This is a genomic window from Acidaminobacter sp. (genome assembly GCF_030247605.1).
Lineage (GTDB): Bacteria > Bacillota > Clostridia > Peptostreptococcales > Acidaminobacteraceae > Acidaminobacter.
The window spans coordinates 109,993-128,206 of record NZ_JAOTSB010000007.1 but is presented as its reverse complement, the minus strand read 5'-3'; the positions used below and the strand labels follow the sequence as shown (position 1 = coordinate 128,206).

Sequence of the window (18,214 nt, the reverse complement as noted above, 5' to 3'; positions counted from 1 at the left end):
ATCTTATGTGAACTCAAGACCGCTGATCTGCTATGATCGTGCAGATCTGTGGACCCGTTCCCATCAGGAGACGGAGGGCGAACCTATTGAAATCAGGCGTGCCAAGGCATTCTTGAAAGCCTGCAGCGAGCTCCCGGTTCAGATTTTTGAGGACGAACTCCTGGTGGGCACAGCGGGACGCTTTCGCAGAACTGGAATCCTGACGCCGGAATTCTCCTGGAAATGGGTGGACAAAGAGATGGACACCTTTGAGACGCGGCCGCAGGATCCTTATGTGATGACCGACGAGCAGCGTGCTTATGTCCGTGAGAACATTTTCCCTTACTGGAAGGGGAAGTCCCTGGAAGAGGCATTCCTGAGCCGCGTGCCGGAAAGCACTGCAAGAATTCTGATTGACACGGGGATCATTGACAACGACTCCAAGTGGCGTCAGGCCATTGGGGAAGTGACGCCGGATTATCCGGAGACGCTGTTCCCGAAAGGCTATGACCGTATTCGCGAGGAAGCACAGGCAAAGCTCGCAGAGCTTGAGCCTGTCAGCAGGGAGAATATTGAAAAGATCCAGTTTTATACTTCCATAGCCATTGCGGCGGAAGCTATTGTTACTTTTGCCAATCGTTATGCGGACAAAGCGGAGGAGATGGCGAGGGACGTAGCGTCTGAAATGGCTGTGGCTGGGGCGGCGGGACCATCGGCTGACAAAGCTCTTGAGAAAGGCGAAAAAGAGTGGGCCGTACCGCTGAAGCAGCGTAGGGAGGAGCTCCTGGAGATCGCACGAGTCTGCCGCAAGGTACCGGCTAATCCTCCGGAGACCTTCCGTGAAGCGATTCAGTTCGTGTGGTTTGTACAGCTGGGCGGCGTAATCTCCGAGAACCCGCTGGCGCTGAATCCGGGACGCTTTGACCAGTATATGTACCCGTTCTACGCTGCGGATCTGGCGGCGGGACGCATCACGCCGGCGGAGGCACAGGAACTGATTGAAGCCCTCTGGATCAAGCTTTCCGAGTGGGTCTGGACGATTTCAGCCAACACGGCGGACTTCTTCGCGGGGTATAATCAGTTCCAGAACCTGACCGTGGGCGGACGAAAGCGCGACGGCTCGGATGCCACCAACGACATTACCTATATGTGCCTGGAGGCCACCAAGCGGGTGAAGACCCATCAGCCGGGGCTCAGCGTGCGGATTCATGCGGATTGTCCCGAGGCCTTCATGAACGCCGTGGTGGACCTGGTGAAGACGGGGACGGGTTTCCCGGCGATCCACAATGACGACGCGGGCTCCAGGATGCTGCTTCAGGCGGGGTATGAGCCGGAGGATGCCCGGGACTGGAACAACTGCGGCTGCGTCGTACCGCATTTCAGAAAGACAGGACAGTGGACCGCGGCGGTCAACGTCAACTTTGGCGCCGCGCTGGAATATGCCTTGAATGAGGGGAACAGCCGACTCCGCGGGGAGACCCTGGGGATTCCTGTGAAGCCGCTGACGGATTTTGCCAGCTTTGAGGAGATCAAGGCGGCTTTTGAGGCACAGCTTCAGTATCTGGTGCATCACTCTGTGATAGGTACGGTCATTGCGCAGCAGCTCCATTCAGAGATGGTGCCGCGGCCGTTCCTCTCTACCTGTGTGGATGGCTGTTTTGAGAAGGGCAAGGACCTCAGCCGGGGCGGCGCCCGCTATAATGTGGGGCCGGTGCTGACTGGGATTGGCCTGGGGGTTGTGGCCAACTCGCTAATGGCGATCAAGAAGCTGGTGTTTGAAGAGGGGACTGCGACCCTCCAGGAATTTGCGGAGGCTATGGCAGCGGACTGGGTAGGTTATGAGGATCTGCAGCGCCGGGCTGTGAATGTGGAGAAATACGGCAATGATCAGGAAGAGGTCGACAGGATCGCACAGTCCATTGCCAACTATTATTATCATGAAACTCGAAAATATAAGGACATTTTTGGCTCGCATTTCAATACGGCTTTTATGGGGATTTCGAACTATATTCCGGCGGGTAAGGTCGTAGGCGCGACCCCTTGTGGCAGAAAGGCCCGTCAGCCGCTCACGGAAGGGGTTTCTCCGTTTGTGGGTTCGGATACTTCGACACCGCTGGCCGCCATGCGCTCTGCGGCAAAGATGAATCACGACGTCCATACAGGCGGAACGCTGCTCAATCTGCGGCTGATGTCCGACTTCCTGGAGACGCGCCGTGGGGTCAACAACCTGAAATCCATGATTCGGGCTTACTTCTCCCTGGGAGCCTTCCACGTCCAGTTCAACACCGTGTCGAATGAGGTGTTGCGAAAAGCGCAGGACCGACCTCAAGACTACAGGGACCTTTTAGTTCGCGTCGCGGGTTACAGCACACAGTTTGTCAATCTGTCGCCAGAGGTTCAGGAAGCGATTATAGCCCGGAATGCCCATGCGCTGGTCTAGGCGGGTTTGAGTCTTGTGAAGGTTCTTGACGGGGGATAGTTAAGTCGGATGAGTATTTGCAGATCCATCAGAAAGGGGGCGGAAGGCCATGACCGGTGTTGTATCACAGATTCAGGATTTTTCGGTACATGATGGGGATGGCATCCGCACCACGATTTTCCTTTCCGGATGTCCTCTTCGCTGCAGATGGTGCTCCAACCCCGAAACCTGGGGCATCAAGCCTGTGGTGGCCTCACATGCAAGCCGCTGCACAGACTGCGGACGCTGTCTTCAGGTGTGTCCGGCGGCGGGGGCCCTCGATTTGGTCATGCCTCATCATGTCAATCCGGCGCAGTGTACACTGTGTGGAAAGTGTGTGGCGGTGTGCCCATCGGCAGCCAAAACCATGATGGGCGGGGAAATGTCAGTGTCAGAGGTCGTCGGGAAAGTGATGCGCAACAACATCTTTTTTCAGGCGTCAGGCGGCGGGGTCACCTTTTCTGGCGGCGAAGCCACCTTCCAGACGGAGTTTTTCAACGGGCTGGTCCGGGAATTTTACGACCTTGGAGTGCACCTGGCTTTGGAGACTTCCGGATTTTTTGAATGGGATGCGGTGGCCGAGAGCTTGGCGCTCATGGACCACATTTTCTATGACCTGAAACTGATGGACAGCGCAAGGCATCTGGAAATGACCGGGCAGGACAACGGGCGGATCCTTGAGAATTTCAGGCGCCTGGCAACGCTTGGGGTCGATGTGGTGGTCAGGATTCCCGTCATTTCCGGGGTGAATGAGGATGATGCCAATATTGAGGCTACAGCATTGTTCGTCGGCGAGGTGTTCCCGCGAGCGGCTATTGAGCTGCTGCCGTACCATGCTTATGGGAATTATAAGTACGAGGCACTGAATCTCGGATCCCGGCTGTATGCCTTTGAGACACCAAGCGAGGCACGGATGGAAGCGCTCAAGGCATTGGTTGAGAGGTGTGGGGTTAAGGTGGTTTCTTATAGGTAGGTGTTTTGACGATTTGTTGACAGCAGCCTGTTAGGCTTTCTCCAATAGCAATGATGGATTTGAATGGAGGAAGTTAAAATGGTAAGCATCAGCGATCGATACAAACCACTCGAAAACCTTGATCAGTGGCACGGGAGAGTAGACAGCGAGGACAACTACTTCGCCTTCAGATGGCATCAGTGTGTGAGGCCTCTGGATCTGAAGGTTGACGCTATTGGGTCCTACAACGGTCCTCTCGGCATTGCCTTTTTAGGATTTCAGTCAGATGAGGGCATCCGCAGAAACAAAGGGCGGGGTGGAGCAGTCAACGGTCCGGCGAGCATCCGCCATGAACTGGCGAACTTGCCGTGTTATTTTGATTCGTCGGTCACCCTCTTTGATGCTGGTGACGTGATTTGTGAGGACGGGAATCTGGAGGAAAGTCAGAGGCAGCTGGGCTTAATGGTCGAGCGGCTGCTCACGTTAAATTTATTTCCCATTCTACTGGGCGGCGGACATGAGATAGCCTATGGGCATTACCAGGGGCTGCAGAAGTTCCTGACATCCGAAGAGGCGCGACCGAGGATAGGCATTTTCAATTTCGATGCCCATTTTGACCTGAGGCCCTACTCAAGCGGCGGGAACTCAGGGACCATGTTTCGCCAGATTGCGGATTTGAGCGACGCCAGTGGATTGCCTTTTCTGTACTATTGCGCTGGTGTTCAGCGTTACAGCAATACCATTGAACTGTTCAGAACGGCGGAGGCGCTGGGGGTCAAATACAAGCTGGCCAAGGACCTCATTCAGGAGGATCACTGGCAGCTGAGCGAATCTATAGGGGCGTTTGTTGGTCAGACAGATCATTTATATGTGACAGTTTGCGCAGATGTTTTTTCCTCCGCTTTCGCACCTGGGGTCAGCGCACCGCAGCCCCTCGGTCTGGATCCGGAGCTGGCGCTGAAGATTTTGAAGCGCCTCATCAGGTCCGGAAAAGTGATCAGCTTTGATATCGCGGAAGTCTCGCCGCGATTCGACAAGGACAATATCACTGCGAGCCTGGCTAAAGTCATTATTTTTACCGTAGTGAACACCTTGTGTCAAAACAGGAATTTGCTGCTGAGCGTCGATTGAACCTCCCATAATTAAAAAGCGGGATCTGAAATGGGTGTCCACAGAAGCTGTAATTAGGCTTCGTGTCGCACGTCATTTCATCCCGCTTTTTTCTTTGCTTTTGGGAGCCTATTGGGGTCCTTTCAGTGGCAATTCAAACCAAAAAGTCGTGCCTTTATTTTTTTCAGAGGCAAACTGAAGGGTCGTGCCATGGGCCTGCAAAAATGATTTTGAGATAAAGAGACCCAGCCCATAGCCTTGTTTTCTGTTGTGCTGTCCGGAGAAAAACATGTCGAAGATTTTTGACTGATCCTCTGCAGGGATGCCAATACCGTGATCTTCGATACTGAAAACCAGATGACTGTCAGCGCCTTTTAAAGTGACGCGGATGACGCCGCCGGCTTCGGAATACTTGACCGCATTACTCATTAAATTATTCCAGGCCCGCGTGATTTTGACCGGATCTATAGAAAGTAAACCCTCTGTGTTCTCGCAGATGCCTGCGAAAATCAGTCCTGCCTCTTCGATATAGCGTTTGGAATTCTCAAAAATTCTGGCCGCGTACTGAGCCGCGTCGACTTCAATGACGTGCAGTTTTGGCTCTGCCTGCGCCTCATAGGCGGAGTCCAGGATATCTGAGGTGATGCGCTCAAGATCTTCAGCGCCTTCGACAATCTCCAGCAAAAACTTATGCCGAATGTCTTCATCCACGCTGAGACCTGAGGTCAGCGCCTTGCTGTAGCCTTTGATGAGCGTCAGCGTGGTTCTCAAGTCGTGGGATAAGACAGAGACAAACTGGGCGGTTTGATCATTGCGTTTTTCAATAGTGGTGGTTAAGGTCTGGGTCTGCTTTAACAACTGTTCATTTTCTAGACTGAAATTCTTAATCATGGCGCTGAGCGCAGCTTTGAAATTCTGATAGGAGCCGGATAAGTTGCGGATTTCACTTGAAGCTGTGTCAGAAGCAGCAATACCTGCAGCGCCATCCGATTCGAAGAGTTTTTCGGAGGAACCCGGATGTTGTGCGGCGCTGGCGACGGACTGAGTCAGGCGCTGGCTGCTCCTGGCCGCGGAGTCAATGGACTCTGTGATGGCGACTATGGGTGCTGTAATTTTTCCCGAAATATAAAAAGCGGCCAGGACTGCGAGGAGGGTCGTAATCAGTCCAATAAAGATGACGTCGGAAAGCAGACTGATGGATTTGCCAAGGAGCTCGGTTTCAGGCAGTACAGCAATCAAAATCCATTGATTGCTGGCCATGCGCTTGAACATCATCAGATTGCGGTCGCCCTCAGAGGACTTCGTGACAGGCAGATCTGCGGTATCAACCGCACCATTTTCAAGGTCGTCCGTGCGCAAATTCTGAGGAAGCTCAAAGTCTGCTTCGGTTGCTATGAGATCGACATTGGGATGTGAGAGGATTCTGTTCTCTGAATCGAGAATTATATAGTACCCGTTTTCTCCCATTTCGAAGGTTTTGACCACATTTGACAGGTACTGCGCGTAAATCGCAATCCCGGCGTGGGCCAGCAGCGTGCCGTTCTCATCATAGATTGGACTCACGGTATTGACGACCAGAGAGCCGTCTGATCTTGCTATTAAAATATCGCTGGTCACTGTGGTTCCGGTACGTCTGGACTTTAAATAATAGTCTCGGCTGGATAGATCCAGATTCATGAATTCCGACTTGGTCGCGGCTGAAATGTGTCCGCTGAGATCGAGAATAAACAGATCCATGTACTGCTCGTGGTCAGGGTCACGCTGGGTCATGAGTTCCTTGAGATAAGTGTTCATCTCGCCGGTGGACAGGTTCTTATTAAGAAAATCCCTCACCTGGAGGTCACTGGCAAGATTTTCAGTTTCCAGCTGCGTGATTTCCAGCGAGAGATCAATGTTCTCCTTGGCCCTTTCGAGTTGTGCCGCCATGTAATTATTTGCGTCCTGGTTGATGATGGAGGCGGATTTATGGTATAAGAAATAACTGAGGTCGATCGTCAAAAAGATGATCAGCGCGCATAAGATCAGCGCGAGTCGGCGCTTCAAGCTCATAGGGATCCCTCGCTTTACAGATGATTGACTCTCAAATGGAAAAAGTGCCTGGACCGCGGTTGTACACCCAGCGCCAGACACTTTAATTGTATCATATTGTTGTGAGGTTGAACTCTATCTTGTCATTCGAATTTCAGTACTGCCCAGTACTGCCCAGTACTGCCCAGTGTAAGAATGGCTTGTGTCAAAATAGCAGGAATGCGACCGGCGCAGCCAGGATGAGCGTTAAGACCGTTCTCTCGTACCAGATGATCAGAATGTCCTTCAAGGTTAACGGAATCTCGGTTGAAAGGACACATGGAATGGAGGCTGAGAAGAAAAGGATCGAAGAGACTGAAACAATGGCGATGATAAACTTGGTGACGATTGGGGCGTCCACAACGAGGAGCGCCGGGAGAAACATTTCCGCAATTTCGAGGGCGGAGGCTTTTGCTGCAAGCATCGGCTCAGGAATTTGAAGCGCCCAGGTGAATGGGTAGAAGATGTAGCCCATAATATCAAAGACTGGCGTATACTTCGCGAGGATCAGACCGAAGAGGCCAACGGAGAGGATGGTTGGGAGGATACCCATTGCCATGATGAATCCGTCCTTGAAGTTATCGACAATATTTTTGCCGATTGAAAGTGAATGGCTGGTCGCTTTCAAACCTTCCGCAACAGCATTCTTAAGGAGATTGCCATGAATTTCAGGTTCTGGATCAGAGACGTCAGAAAAATAATTGTCACTCTTTTTGTTCAGTGGATAAATGCGGGCAGTGATGGCAGTGACGATGAAGGTAATGACGAGGGTTGCCCAGAAGTAGAGGTTCCAATGCTCCATGATGCCCAGGGTTTTAGCGACTATAATCATGAAAGTCGCGGAGACGGTTGAGAATCCGGTGGCTATGATAGAAGCTTCTTTGATGGTGTATTTGCCTTCTTTAAAGACGCGGTTAGTGATCAGGAGGCCGATGGAATAGCTGCCGACAAAGGAGGCGACTGCGTCGACCGCGGAACGGCCCGGCGTCTTCCAAATAGGGCGCATGACCGGTTGGACGAGAACGCCAATGAATTCGAGGAGACCGTAACCAACGAGAAACGCGAGAAACACAGAACCAATAGGGACGATCAGACCAACAGGAATAACGAGTTTATTAAGTAAGAAAGGCACCATGTCCGGTTCAAACATGAACGCCGGACCAACATTGAACACCGCCATGAACGCGACACCAATACCGATCAGCTTGAAAATGGAGAACACTAAAGTGACGGCGTCTTTATTCCAGGTTTTGATGACAAAAGGTCGAAGGCCGCCTATAATGATCACTGCGAGTGCGTAAAATTTCGCGCTGCCGCCTAAAGTTGCAGTGATAAAGGTGACTAAATGGTCGAGAGGAATAGTGGTTTTTTCGCCGATGGTAACTGGTATGAAAAACATTAGGATGCCAATTGCGCTGAAACCGATCAATTTCATGAGATTAAGCGATGTTGCGTGAGACTTCGGACTGTTAACGCTTTTTTCCATGATGGTGCCTCCCTTGAATATGAAGTTTGATAAACGTGATAAGATAGGGCTAATATACACCTAAAAATCGTATTATCTTAAAAAGTCATGAAAGCATCACCGCGTTGTCACCAATTTGTCACCAAAGGGTATTAATTTAACGATTATTAAGGAAGAAGGTGATGTCATGCCAAAAATTTTAGTTGTAGATGATGATAAACGGATCGTGAAAATGGTCGAACAATTTCTCCTGCTCAACAACATGAGTGTCATCACCGCCTATGATGGCAAAGATGCCATTGCGCTGATGGATGAGCGCGTTGATTTGGTGCTTCTGGATGTGAACATGGATGAGATGGGGGGCATGGAAACGTGCCAGTGGATTCGCCAGCGCTATAAGGTGCCTATTTTGTTTCTGAGTGCGAACACCTCATCATCGGATAAAATCCTTGGCCTTGGCTATGGCGCTGACGACTACATCACAAAACCTTTTGACCCCATGGAGCTGATTGCGCGAATTCAAGCCCACCTAAGAAGGCATCAAGTCTACAACGAGGCGGTTCGAGCGGGCAGTCAAGTGAAGTTTGGCGACTTTACCTTTAACAAAAGTGCGCATCGCCTTTTAAAAGGGGATCAGGAGCTTGTGCTGTCATCTACCGAGTTCAGACTCCTAAGTTTCCTGATTGACCACCCCAATGTGGTGTTTACACGGAAAACGCTCTTGGCCGAGGTGTGGGAGAGCGAGCATTATGATGAGAATACGGTGACTGCTTATATCAAGCGGCTGAGGCAAAAGATCAGGCTGGGTGACGATGACCAGGCCTACATTAAGTCCGTACGGGGTGTAGGCTATATATTTGAGGCAGAACTGGAAAAAGTTGAAGGGTAAAAGGCGGTCGCTCAAATTTTACGATGCTGAGTGAGTTTTTACCGAAGTAAAACAAATTTTACATTTGAGCGATGTCCTTGGCTGCGTTGTGTTTCTGCTGAAGAAACCATCGGCTAAAAACAAGTATTATCAATGGTTTTAAAAAAGTCTGAAAAAAGTTTTAGAAAATTCGTACTTTGGCAATAAAATTGCGTATTACATGTGCAAGACGGATTCGCATCCGGATGAGGACTTACATAAGGTTTGTTTTCCTCAGAGGCTGCGGTCGGGTCAAAAAAATGACTCCAAGGAGGCGGAAGTACATGCAATATGGATTTGAACTGGCATTTATAATTGTTATTGGTATCATCTTCTTCTCTGAAACAATTTCCAGCATGACGAAAGGCAAGGTTCCAGGACTGTTTTTGATGACAGTCATTACACTGATTGGTTACTGGACAATTTTACCGCTGGATGTGGTGCCGGTTTCGGGCATGGTAGCCGTCAAGGATATCACTATGATGATCATTCTGATCCACATGGGCACGCTGCTTGAAATCGATCAGCTCAAGCGCGAGTGGAGAACTGTCGTGACGGCCCTTGCGGCGGTGGCGGGCGTTGTGCTGGTGTTTATGCTCCTGGGAAGCTTTGTTCTCCCTAGTGCCAACATGGCAATAACAGCGATTGCACCTTTGGCAGGCGGCATGATTGCGGCGATTCTCATGAGCCAGGCGCTGACAAACATTGGTCAAACAGATTTGGCGGTATGGCCAATTCTATTGATTACACTTCAAGGCTTCATTGGGATGCCGGTAGTGGCTTACATGCTGCGCGGCGAGGCTTCAGATCTTGCGAAGAAGCTTAGAGGCGGCCAGGAAATTGTAGCACACAAACTTGAATCTCAAGCAGCGAAGAAGACCAAATGGATTGACAAGGTACCGCAGAAGTTCAGAACGCCGGCATTCTACTTCCTGATTCTCGCTATTCTTTACACCCTGAACGTCGCGCTTTACAATAACGTGATCGTCAACATTCCATATGTTAAACTCGTTCTCGATAAGTCTATTGTTTCCCTTATCATTGGTGTCGTTCTCGGAAACCTTGGGATCCTTGACAAGGGCGTTATGACTAAGACTAAGTCCGAAGGTATTATGGAAATCAGCTTTTACGCGTTTATCATGACGTTCCTGGTTGGCGCGAAGGTTGAAACAATTAAGGCGCTGATTGTTCCGCTTCTCATTGCTTTCGTCCTGGCGACTACGGCAATTGCGATTCTTAGCGTCCTCGTCGGAAAGCGCATTGGCTACTCGGCGCGGCTTTCAATGGCGGTTGGCTTCAACTGTTTCCTTGGGTTCCCTTTGAATTACCTGATCACAAAGGAAGCGGCCATGGCGGTTGCGGAATCTGCTGAGGAAGAGGAAAAGATTTTCGACGCACTGCTGCCTACAATGCTGATCGCCGGCTTCGTCTGTGTCACCATTGTATCCGTCCTCGTTGCGGGCGCCATGACGTCGCTGGTGAAGTAGGGAGTCCCCGAAGATTAACAGAACTGCACAAATAAACCGGCACCTTGCAAAAGAGAGTTTTCTCTCAAATGTGAGGTGCCGCTTTTATTTGTTTGGTTTCTAAGTTTAATTCTTTTTTAATAATAATTATGTTTCATAATATATATAATGTATATATATCTTAAAGTAAAAGCTTTATAATCACACAAGCAAATCCGGAGGTGACGAGATGATGGTCACGGAGGCGTTCAAACGCAGCCTGCTCGACTATTCCAAAAAGATCAACGACTGCACAAACACGCTGCTGAATCAGGAAGCGGTACGTCATGGACTCACCGCCATGCAGCTGAGACTCCTGATGGAGCTGTATAACGACGGTGCCATGACAATTGGTGAAGTGGCGGCCCAGTTGGGACAGGCCGGCACCAATGTCTCGACCATGTGCAAAAAACTTGAGACCCGCGGCCTTGTCAACCGTCAGCGAAGCGAGGCGGATGAACGCGTCGTCATGGTTGTTCTCACTGCAATAGGCGAAGAAAAAATGAAAGACATCAATAAGGTTTTCGATAAAAAAATCAACCGCATGATGGAAGTTGTGGACGAAACCGAACTAAAGGCTATGCTTACCGGTCTGAAGAAGTTCAGCGATCTGCTAAGTCTGAACACTTCGCTGGACGGGTTGCCGCAAACGGAACCGGCGGCGCAAGAAACCAACACCAGTGCGAAGGAGCGCGACTAAGATGAAATTCAACGAGAATAACAAACGCCCCATATACTACTATTACATGATTGTGCTTTTGGTGGTCATGTTGCTCAACGCCTTTGTCTTTCCGCTTATGAACAAACCTGAGGTGACTCAGGTCGACTACGGTACCTTCCTCGCACAGGTGGAAGCCGGTACAGTCACCAAAGTCGAGGTGGATGACAAGCAGGTCGTTTACGTTCAGAAGGACGCGGAGGGCAAGGACAGTTACTACATCACCGGGCGCATTGAAGATCCACAGCTCGTGGACCGGCTTTATGCAGCTGGCGTCGAGTTCAACAAAGTCATCCCTGCAGAAAGCTCCCCTATTCTGGCCTCCATCCTGGGCTGGATTTTGCCGATGGTCATTTTCATAGCCCTCGGCCAATTCCTCATGAAGAAGATGATGGGCAAAATGGGCGGCAACGCCATGTCCTTTGGCAACAGCAAAGCAAAGGTCTACGTCGAGGCGCAGACCGGAAAATCCTTTGAAGACGTCGCAGGGCAGGAAGAAGCCAAAGAAGCCCTTCAGGAGATCGTCGATTTTCTTCACGACCCTGGAAAATACAAAGAAATAGGCGCCAACATCCCTAAAGGCGCGCTGCTCGTAGGCCCTCCCGGAACCGGCAAAACCCTGCTGGCCAAAGCCGTTGCCGGCGAATCCAAAGTGCCGTTTTTCTCAATTTCCGGATCGGAGTTCGTAGAGATGTTTGTAGGCATGGGCGCTGCCAGGGTTCGGGATCTGTTCAAGCAGGCTCAGGAAAAGGCGCCGTGTATTGTATTTATTGATGAAATTGATACCATTGGTAAAAGCAGAAATTCCGGAGGGCTGGGCGGCAATGATGAGCGGGAGCAGACGCTGAACCAGCTCCTGTCAGAAATGGATGGCTTCGATGCGGACAAAGGCGTCGTCATTCTCGCGGCGACCAACCGTCCTGAAACCCTGGATAAGGCACTTCTCAGACCGGGCCGTTTCGATCGGCGCATCCCGGTTGAGCTGCCTGACCTGGCAGGACGTGAAGCGATCCTCGTCGTCCATGCCAAGAAAGTCAAACTGGGGCCTGCCATCAACTTCAACGCTATTGCCCGGGCGACTTCCGGTGCTTCCGGCGCAGATCTGGCCAATATCATCAATGAGGCGGCACTTCGGGCGGTTAAGATGGGCCGAAAACAGGTCGTGCAAAGCGATCTGGAGGAATCTGTAGAAGTGGTCATTGCGGGATATCAAAGGAAAAACGCCGTTATTTCCATGAAGGACAAGCTGACGATTGCCTATCACGAAATTGGTCACGCGCTGGTAGCTGCAAAACAATTGCATTCAGCGCCTGTAACGAAGATCACAATTGTACCAAGGACTTCCGGCGCGCTGGGCTATACTATGCAGGTCGAAGAAACTGAGCAAATTTTGATGACGAAAGAGCAAGCGCTGGACAAAATTTCGACCTTTATGGGCGGACGGGCGGCAGAAGAGCTGATCTTTGAAAGTGTCACCACCGGAGCCTCCAACGACATTGAGCAAGCCACCCGAATCGCCAGATCCATGGTGACGCGCTTTGGAATGAGTGAAACCTTCGGCATGATGGCGCTGGAAACGGTCAACAATCCTTATTTAGGCACAGACACAACACTGATGGTGTCACCGGAGACGGCGGCATTAATTGATAAAGAAATCATGAAGATTTTAGACACGGCTTATCAAAATGCGAAAGCCATTCTAGTGGAGAATAAGGCAAAGCTGCATGAACTGACAAAATGCCTGCTGGAAAAGGAAACCATGACTGGCGAGGAGTTCATGTTCGTATTGAATGCTACACAACCTGTACAATGCTAACAGACGTGCACAAACAATGATGAAACCGCGGGTCGGAAAGTTTACTTTCCGACCCGCGGTTTCATCATTGTTTGTATAGGGCGCAGCCCGACACCGAAGCGCAGCCTTGAAACACGCGGAGCGTGTTTTGAGGCGAAGCGAGGTGCACGTCTGTTAGCGTGAGGTGTACCTTAGGACAACGGCGCTTTGAGAACTTGCTCCCTTAGGTGTGGATCATCGTTGTTTGTATAGGGCGCAGCCCAACACCGAAGCGCAGCCTTGAAACACGCGGAGCGTGTTTTGAGGCGAAGCAATAGGCGCCAGCCGCGAGGTGCACGTCTGTTAGCGTGAGGTGTACCTTAGGACAATGGCGCTTTGAGAACTTGCTCCCTTAGGTGTGGATCATCGTTGTTTGTATATGGCGCAGCCCCGACCCTTAAATGCTTTGTTACGCTTTCTTAATGGTTATTTGTGGAACCCTTTGTAGAGGTTCGGCGTCTTACTGCCAGAACCTAAAATTGAAAGGAGCATCATGATGCTGCATAAGAAGATGAAAATGAACACTATGAAAAACCTCACCACCGGACTACTGATCACGGCCATGGCCATAGGGGGATCACCACTTGCCTCGCTGGCAGACGGTGTTGACCAAACAGCAATGCCTTACGGAGAGGAGATCTGGGAATCGCAGATGAAATTCGCTCATTACGGCTTTTTTGAAGGAACTATCGAAAGCATCGAGCCTCACCACAGTATTCCTGACGCAAAAATGATCCGCGTCCATGGCGAAGGAGAAGCCATCGCAGATTTTGTCCTGTCAAAGGACACTGTCCTCGCTGACAACGTCCAGGTCGAAATAGGAAAGACCATCACAGGCTGGTATGACGCCAGAAAACCTATGATCCTGATCTACCCGCCACAGTATAATGTTGAACTGGTGACAATGCCATCAGAGGGCACCACACAAAAAGTCGACTATTTTGACGAGACCCTGACCAGCGCCGACGGCATGCTGAAGCTCAATCTGCAGCAAGAGGGCAGCCTAAAACTGTGGGACAGCGAAGGGAAGCTATACACAGAAAGCCTTTCAGGGAAACATCTGCTCGTGAACTATAAATTTTCAACGCGAAGCATCCCGGCGCAGACCGTACCGGAATCAATCTATGTTGTAGAGGATCAAAAATGGCTGACCCCGGCCGGCGAGATCCCGGTCTTAGTCAATGGAAAAGTGGTGCATGCCTTGTCGTCCTTTGTCAAAGAAGACAAAACCGTCATGGTACCCCTTCGGGCTACCGCAGAGGCATTGGGTTATGAGGTCACCTGGCTGGAAGAGAGCCAGACTGTCATGGTCGGCAAAGCCTCACTGGTTATTGGCAAGGATGCCTATGCTTTCGCGAGAATGGCCCCACAATCGCTAGGTGCTGCGCCTGAACTCAGGGAAGGCAGAACTTTTGTGCCGATGGAATTTTTCGGCAAAATCCTACCCGAGCTGACTTCTGAAACAGAAACGGAAACCGGAACCGAATATAAAACAGCCACTGAAAATACAGCTGCCAAAATTAGCATTCAGATTAAAAACGCCGAGTAAATTTTAACATTATTAAACTAATTTCACGATCGGATCAATCTAATTTATGCGACAGGTAGACTTTTTGGATAAAGTACACAAGTTTAGCCCTGTATTTGCTTGAAATTTGCGCTATTTCTTTAGTAAAACAGAAATGACATTCTTCTTGATTTTTGATATGATCTAATTAGAATTTAGACTATTGAGAGGATGTGTATTTCCGTTATGAGTAAGAAATATGTTCTCGCCGTCCCTAACTTTAGCGAAGGCCGCAACAAGGAAGCCATCGATGCTGCTGTAAACGCTGTTAAAGCTGTTGAGTCTGTCAAAATTGTCGCAGTTGAGCCAGAGGCCAACTTCAACCGTACAGTTCTCACTTACATCTGTGAGCCTCAGTTCGTCAAAGAAGCTATGTTGAAACTCGCTGGCGCTGTTTACCAGTACGTCAACATGGAAGTCCAAAAAGGCGACCACCCACGTATAGGTGCACTCGACACTGCGCCGGTATTCCCGCTCCAGAACATGGACATTGAAGAAGTTAAAGCCCTCGCAGAGGAAATTGGCGTTGCGCTTCACGAGACTTACAAAGTTCCGGTATACTTCTCCGGCCTCAATGCACGCACAGATTTCAAAAAATCCAATACAAATATCCGTAAAGGTCAGTATGAAGGCCTTAAGGCACTTCTCGAAACGCCTGACCATCCTGATCTCGAAACAAGAAAGCCTGACCTTTCAGTTGACGGCAAGCTCAGCTCAACTATGGGTGGCTGCACTGTCAGCTCTGACTACGAAGGTCTTACCGCTTACAACGTTTTCGTTGAGACGGAAGATGCGACTGTTGCCAACGACATTGCAAAAGTTGTCAAGAATGCTGAAACAGGCTGGACATCCATCAAAGGAATCGGCTTTAAAGATGAAGGTCATGTTGGTACAGCTGTATCCATGAACGTCTTTGATGCAGCAAGCACACCGCTCGCAATGCTCAAAGAGTTCATCACCAAAGAAGCTGACAAGCGCGGAACAAAAGTCATCGCGACTCAAATCGTAGGACCGGTTAAGCACCAGTACCTCCTCGACTCTGCGAAAGCCCTTGGCTACACTGGCGCTGACAACGACTTTGACGCTGTCGTCGCTTGCCTCGCAGACAATATGATGCTCGAAGGCTTCAACAAAGAATCTATCATTGAGTATCATCTTCAATAATTAAAGACGTTAAAACACCCTGAATCCGACCGGATCCAGGGTGTTTTTTTATGTGGAAGCGGGGGTCAGACACCCACTTCCACATCCAGCGTCTGAAAATATACGCTGTTGCGGTTGCCTTTAGCGAGGTAGAGCGCTTTATCCACCAATGCAATGAGATCCTCCATAGGCCCGTCGTAGCTTGACGGCACACTGATCACGCCCAGGCTTGCGGTGATTTTAAAGTGTTCGCCGCTATACTTGATGGGATGAGACTCGATTATGAGTCGAAGCCGTTCGGCGATCATCATGCTTTCACCTTGTAAAGTTTCGGGTAAGAGCAAAATAAATTCGTCGCCGGCAAAGCGGGCGAAGACGTCATAATCCCGGATGCTCGTCGACATGACAGTGGCAAACTCTCTAAGCAGCCAGTCGCCGCCCGTATGGCCGAATTTGTCGTTGATTTGCTTGAAGTGATCAATGTCCATCATAATCAGTCCGGTGGGCTTGCCTGAGCGTTTTGCCCGGTCGAGCTCGTGCTCCATAAATTCTTCAAAGCCGCGTCGATTTAAAAGACCGGTCAGAAAATCATGAGTCGCCAGCTCTGTGGCGAAAATTTCTGCTTCCTTGAGCTCCCTTTGAGCCTCAATAAAGTTACTGACGTCTCTAAGAATCAGCAAGATCCGCGGCGCGCCGGATTTGTCTGTAAACTTTGAACTTGTCCACTCCCCGTCAATTTCCACACCATCTGATGCCTTAAAGTGCATTAGGCTTCGGGAATTGACCTCTTTAATCAAGCTGAAAAAAAGCGCAGTCTGATAGACTTCCTCGCGAGCGAAGAGGTCGTGAAATGAAGATTGTATCAACTCATCGGCTGTCTTCTTCAGCAATTGGCAAGAAGCAGGATTTGCATAGTGGATCCGACCGAGGTCATCAATAATGAATATTGCGTCATAAGCATTTTCGAATAAAGACTTGCAGCAATCCGGGTGCACAGGTTGATTCATTGGAATCGCCCTTTCTTTATCTATGTCATTTTGAAGATTGTCTTTTTTATATACCCTTATTTGACATAATAGTGCACAGTATCCCCCACAAAAAATGAACTTGGTGTCTGACACCAAGTTCACATCGAGTCCAATCCTTTTCACTTCTCAATGCCATACTCATTCAGTTTGTTGTAGAGTTGGCGGAGGCTGATGTCCAGTGTACTGGCGGCCATCGGCAAATCTCCGTTATGGTGCTCTATGACAGTGAGAATATGCTGGCGCTCTGCTCTCTGGCGGACCTGTCGCAAGGTCTGATCGACGGGTGAACGCTGTAATGTCATGCCGGCAGCAGCCGCCTTCTCAAACAGCCCCTGGTCTTTGAGCACGCCGTTCTCCGACAGAACCACCAGGCGCTCGACGGTATTTTTCAGTTCTCTTACGTTGCCTGGAAACGCATAGTGATATAAACGCTCTTTCAGCTCTTCATCCACTTTGGTAATCGTCTTCTTGATTTCTCGCTGGGCTTTGGCCAGGAAATGCTCAAACAGCAGCGGTATATCTTCAGGTCGTTCCCGGAGTGGCGGAATTTCTATAACCATGGTGCTGATACGGTAATAGAGGTCTTCCCGGAAAGTCTTATCACTGATTGCCTCCGCAAGATTTCGGTTGGTGGCGCTGAGCAGCCTGAAATCCGTTGGGATCACAGTGTTGCTGCCAATTCTCGAGATTTCCCGGGTTTCAATGGTCCGCAGGATCTTGACCTGGGTGGTCAGCGGCAGGTCGCCAATCTCATCGAGAAACAGAGTGCCTTTGTCCGCCGCTTCAAATCGGCCGGCACGCTGACCTAGTGACCCGGTGAATGCGCCTTTTTCGTGGCCGTAGAGTTCGGATTCGAGCATGCTGTCTGAAAAAGCATAACTATTCACAGGGAGAAAAATTTCCCGGCGACGGGCGCTGCTTTCGTGGATAAATCTGGCAAAGACTTCCTTGCCCACGCCGGACTCGCCGAGGAGAAGGACGTTCACATCCGTACCGGCAGCTTTGAGGGCGTGATCCAGGGCGCGCTTGAAAGCCGGGCTACGGCTGGCGAGCATAGCGCCGCTTTCGCTTTCTGAAGCAGCGCTCAGTGCGGCGTTTCTGGATTCAAGCTGGCGGATTTTATCAATCTTTTCCAGCGACATCAGGATCTCTTCCGGGTCATTACTTTTGATGTAGTAAGAAAATGCGCCTTGCTTCATGGCGTCTACTGCAGTTTCGATGCTGCCGTAAGCCGTCATGATGAGGACCTCGGTGTCCGGGAACTCCGCTTTCACTTGAGCGAGAACTTCGAGGCCGGTCATGCCCTCCATCAAAAGGTCGGTGAGAACTACGTCGATGCCGCCGGCGGTACGGAGGGTGCCAAGACCATCGGCACCAGTCCTGGCGGTTAAGACGTCATAGCCTTTGCGGGTCAGGATCATTCTCAGGAGTTCCAGGAAATCCGCCTCGTCGTCGATCAGAAGCAGTTTGAGTCTGCGCAT

13 protein-coding genes are annotated in these 18,214 nt (G+C 50.3%); 9 read left to right on the top strand and 4 right to left on the bottom strand.

The window, feature by feature from the left end:
• The 3 genes from OEL90_RS05585 to hutG all read left to right on the top strand — a co-directional run.
• Window positions 1-2,419 (top strand): glycyl radical protein (locus OEL90_RS05585; RefSeq protein WP_300687409.1); only part of this gene is annotated, 2,419 nt, incomplete at its 5' end.
• Between the two features lie 88 nt (window positions 2,420-2,507).
• Window positions 2,508-3,410 (top strand): glycyl-radical enzyme activating protein, encoded by a 903-nt coding sequence (locus OEL90_RS05580; protein ID WP_291400148.1) that lies wholly within the window; start codon window positions 2,508-2,510, stop codon window positions 3,408-3,410.
• Window positions 3,411-3,488: 78 nt separating this feature from the next.
• Window positions 3,489-4,520 (top strand): formimidoylglutamase, encoded by a 1,032-nt coding sequence (gene hutG / locus OEL90_RS05575; RefSeq protein ID WP_291400150.1) that lies wholly within the window; start codon window positions 3,489-3,491, stop codon window positions 4,518-4,520.
• Between the two features lie 108 nt (window positions 4,521-4,628).
• Here the strand turns inward: hutG and OEL90_RS05570 are convergent, their stop codons facing one another.
• On the bottom strand, window positions 4,629-6,548 hold the full coding sequence (locus tag OEL90_RS05570; RefSeq protein ID WP_291400152.1) for a sensor histidine kinase: 1,920 nt from the start codon (window positions 6,546-6,548) through the stop codon (window positions 4,629-4,631).
• Window positions 6,549-6,732: 184 nt separating this feature from the next.
• On the bottom strand, window positions 6,733-8,052 hold the full coding sequence (locus OEL90_RS05565) for a YjiH family protein (RefSeq protein WP_291400154.1): 1,320 nt from the start codon (window positions 8,050-8,052) through the stop codon (window positions 6,733-6,735).
• A 166-nt stretch (window positions 8,053-8,218) separates the two neighbouring features.
• On the opposite strand from OEL90_RS05565, the gene OEL90_RS05560 reads away from it, so the two are divergent.
• The 6 genes from OEL90_RS05560 (at window position 8,219) to OEL90_RS05535 (ending at window position 15,726) form a co-directional block, all read left to right on the top strand.
• A complete protein-coding gene (locus tag OEL90_RS05560; RefSeq protein ID WP_291400156.1) occupies window positions 8,219-8,920 on the top strand; it encodes a response regulator transcription factor in 702 nt (233 codons plus the stop codon).
• 302 nt (window positions 8,921-9,222) lie between these two features.
• Window positions 9,223-10,425: a hypothetical protein gene (locus tag OEL90_RS05555; RefSeq protein WP_291400158.1), complete on the top strand. Its 1,203-nt coding sequence runs from the start codon at window positions 9,223-9,225 to the stop codon at window positions 10,423-10,425.
• Between the two features lie 208 nt (window positions 10,426-10,633).
• Window positions 10,634-11,143 carry a MarR family winged helix-turn-helix transcriptional regulator gene (locus OEL90_RS05550; protein WP_291400160.1) on the top strand — a complete coding sequence of 170 codons (510 nt, stop codon included), beginning with the start codon at window positions 10,634-10,636 and terminating at the stop codon, window positions 11,141-11,143.
• Between the two features lies 1 nt (window position 11,144).
• Window positions 11,145-12,977, top strand: a complete 1,833-nt coding sequence (ftsH, locus tag OEL90_RS05545; protein ID WP_291400162.1) for an ATP-dependent zinc metalloprotease FtsH — start codon at window positions 11,145-11,147, stop codon at window positions 12,975-12,977.
• A gap of 514 nt (window positions 12,978-13,491) precedes the next feature.
• Window positions 13,492-14,544 carry a copper amine oxidase N-terminal domain-containing protein gene (locus OEL90_RS05540; protein WP_291400164.1) on the top strand — a complete coding sequence of 351 codons (1,053 nt, stop codon included), beginning with the start codon at window positions 13,492-13,494 and terminating at the stop codon, window positions 14,542-14,544.
• A gap of 204 nt (window positions 14,545-14,748) precedes the next feature.
• The gene (locus tag OEL90_RS05535) at window positions 14,749-15,726 is read left to right on the top strand and encodes a glutamate formimidoyltransferase (RefSeq protein ID WP_291400166.1); all 978 of its coding nucleotides are present in this window, start codon (window positions 14,749-14,751) and stop codon (window positions 15,724-15,726) included.
• 65 nt (window positions 15,727-15,791) lie between these two features.
• Here OEL90_RS05535 and OEL90_RS05530 read toward each other — a convergent pair whose 3' ends face one another.
• A complete protein-coding gene (locus OEL90_RS05530; protein WP_291400168.1) occupies window positions 15,792-16,712 on the bottom strand; it encodes a sensor domain-containing diguanylate cyclase in 921 nt (306 codons plus the stop codon).
• 140 nt (window positions 16,713-16,852) lie between these two features.
• The gene (locus OEL90_RS05525; protein ID WP_291400170.1) at window positions 16,853-18,214 is read right to left on the bottom strand and encodes a sigma-54-dependent transcriptional regulator; all 1,362 of its coding nucleotides are present in this window, start codon (window positions 18,212-18,214) and stop codon (window positions 16,853-16,855) included.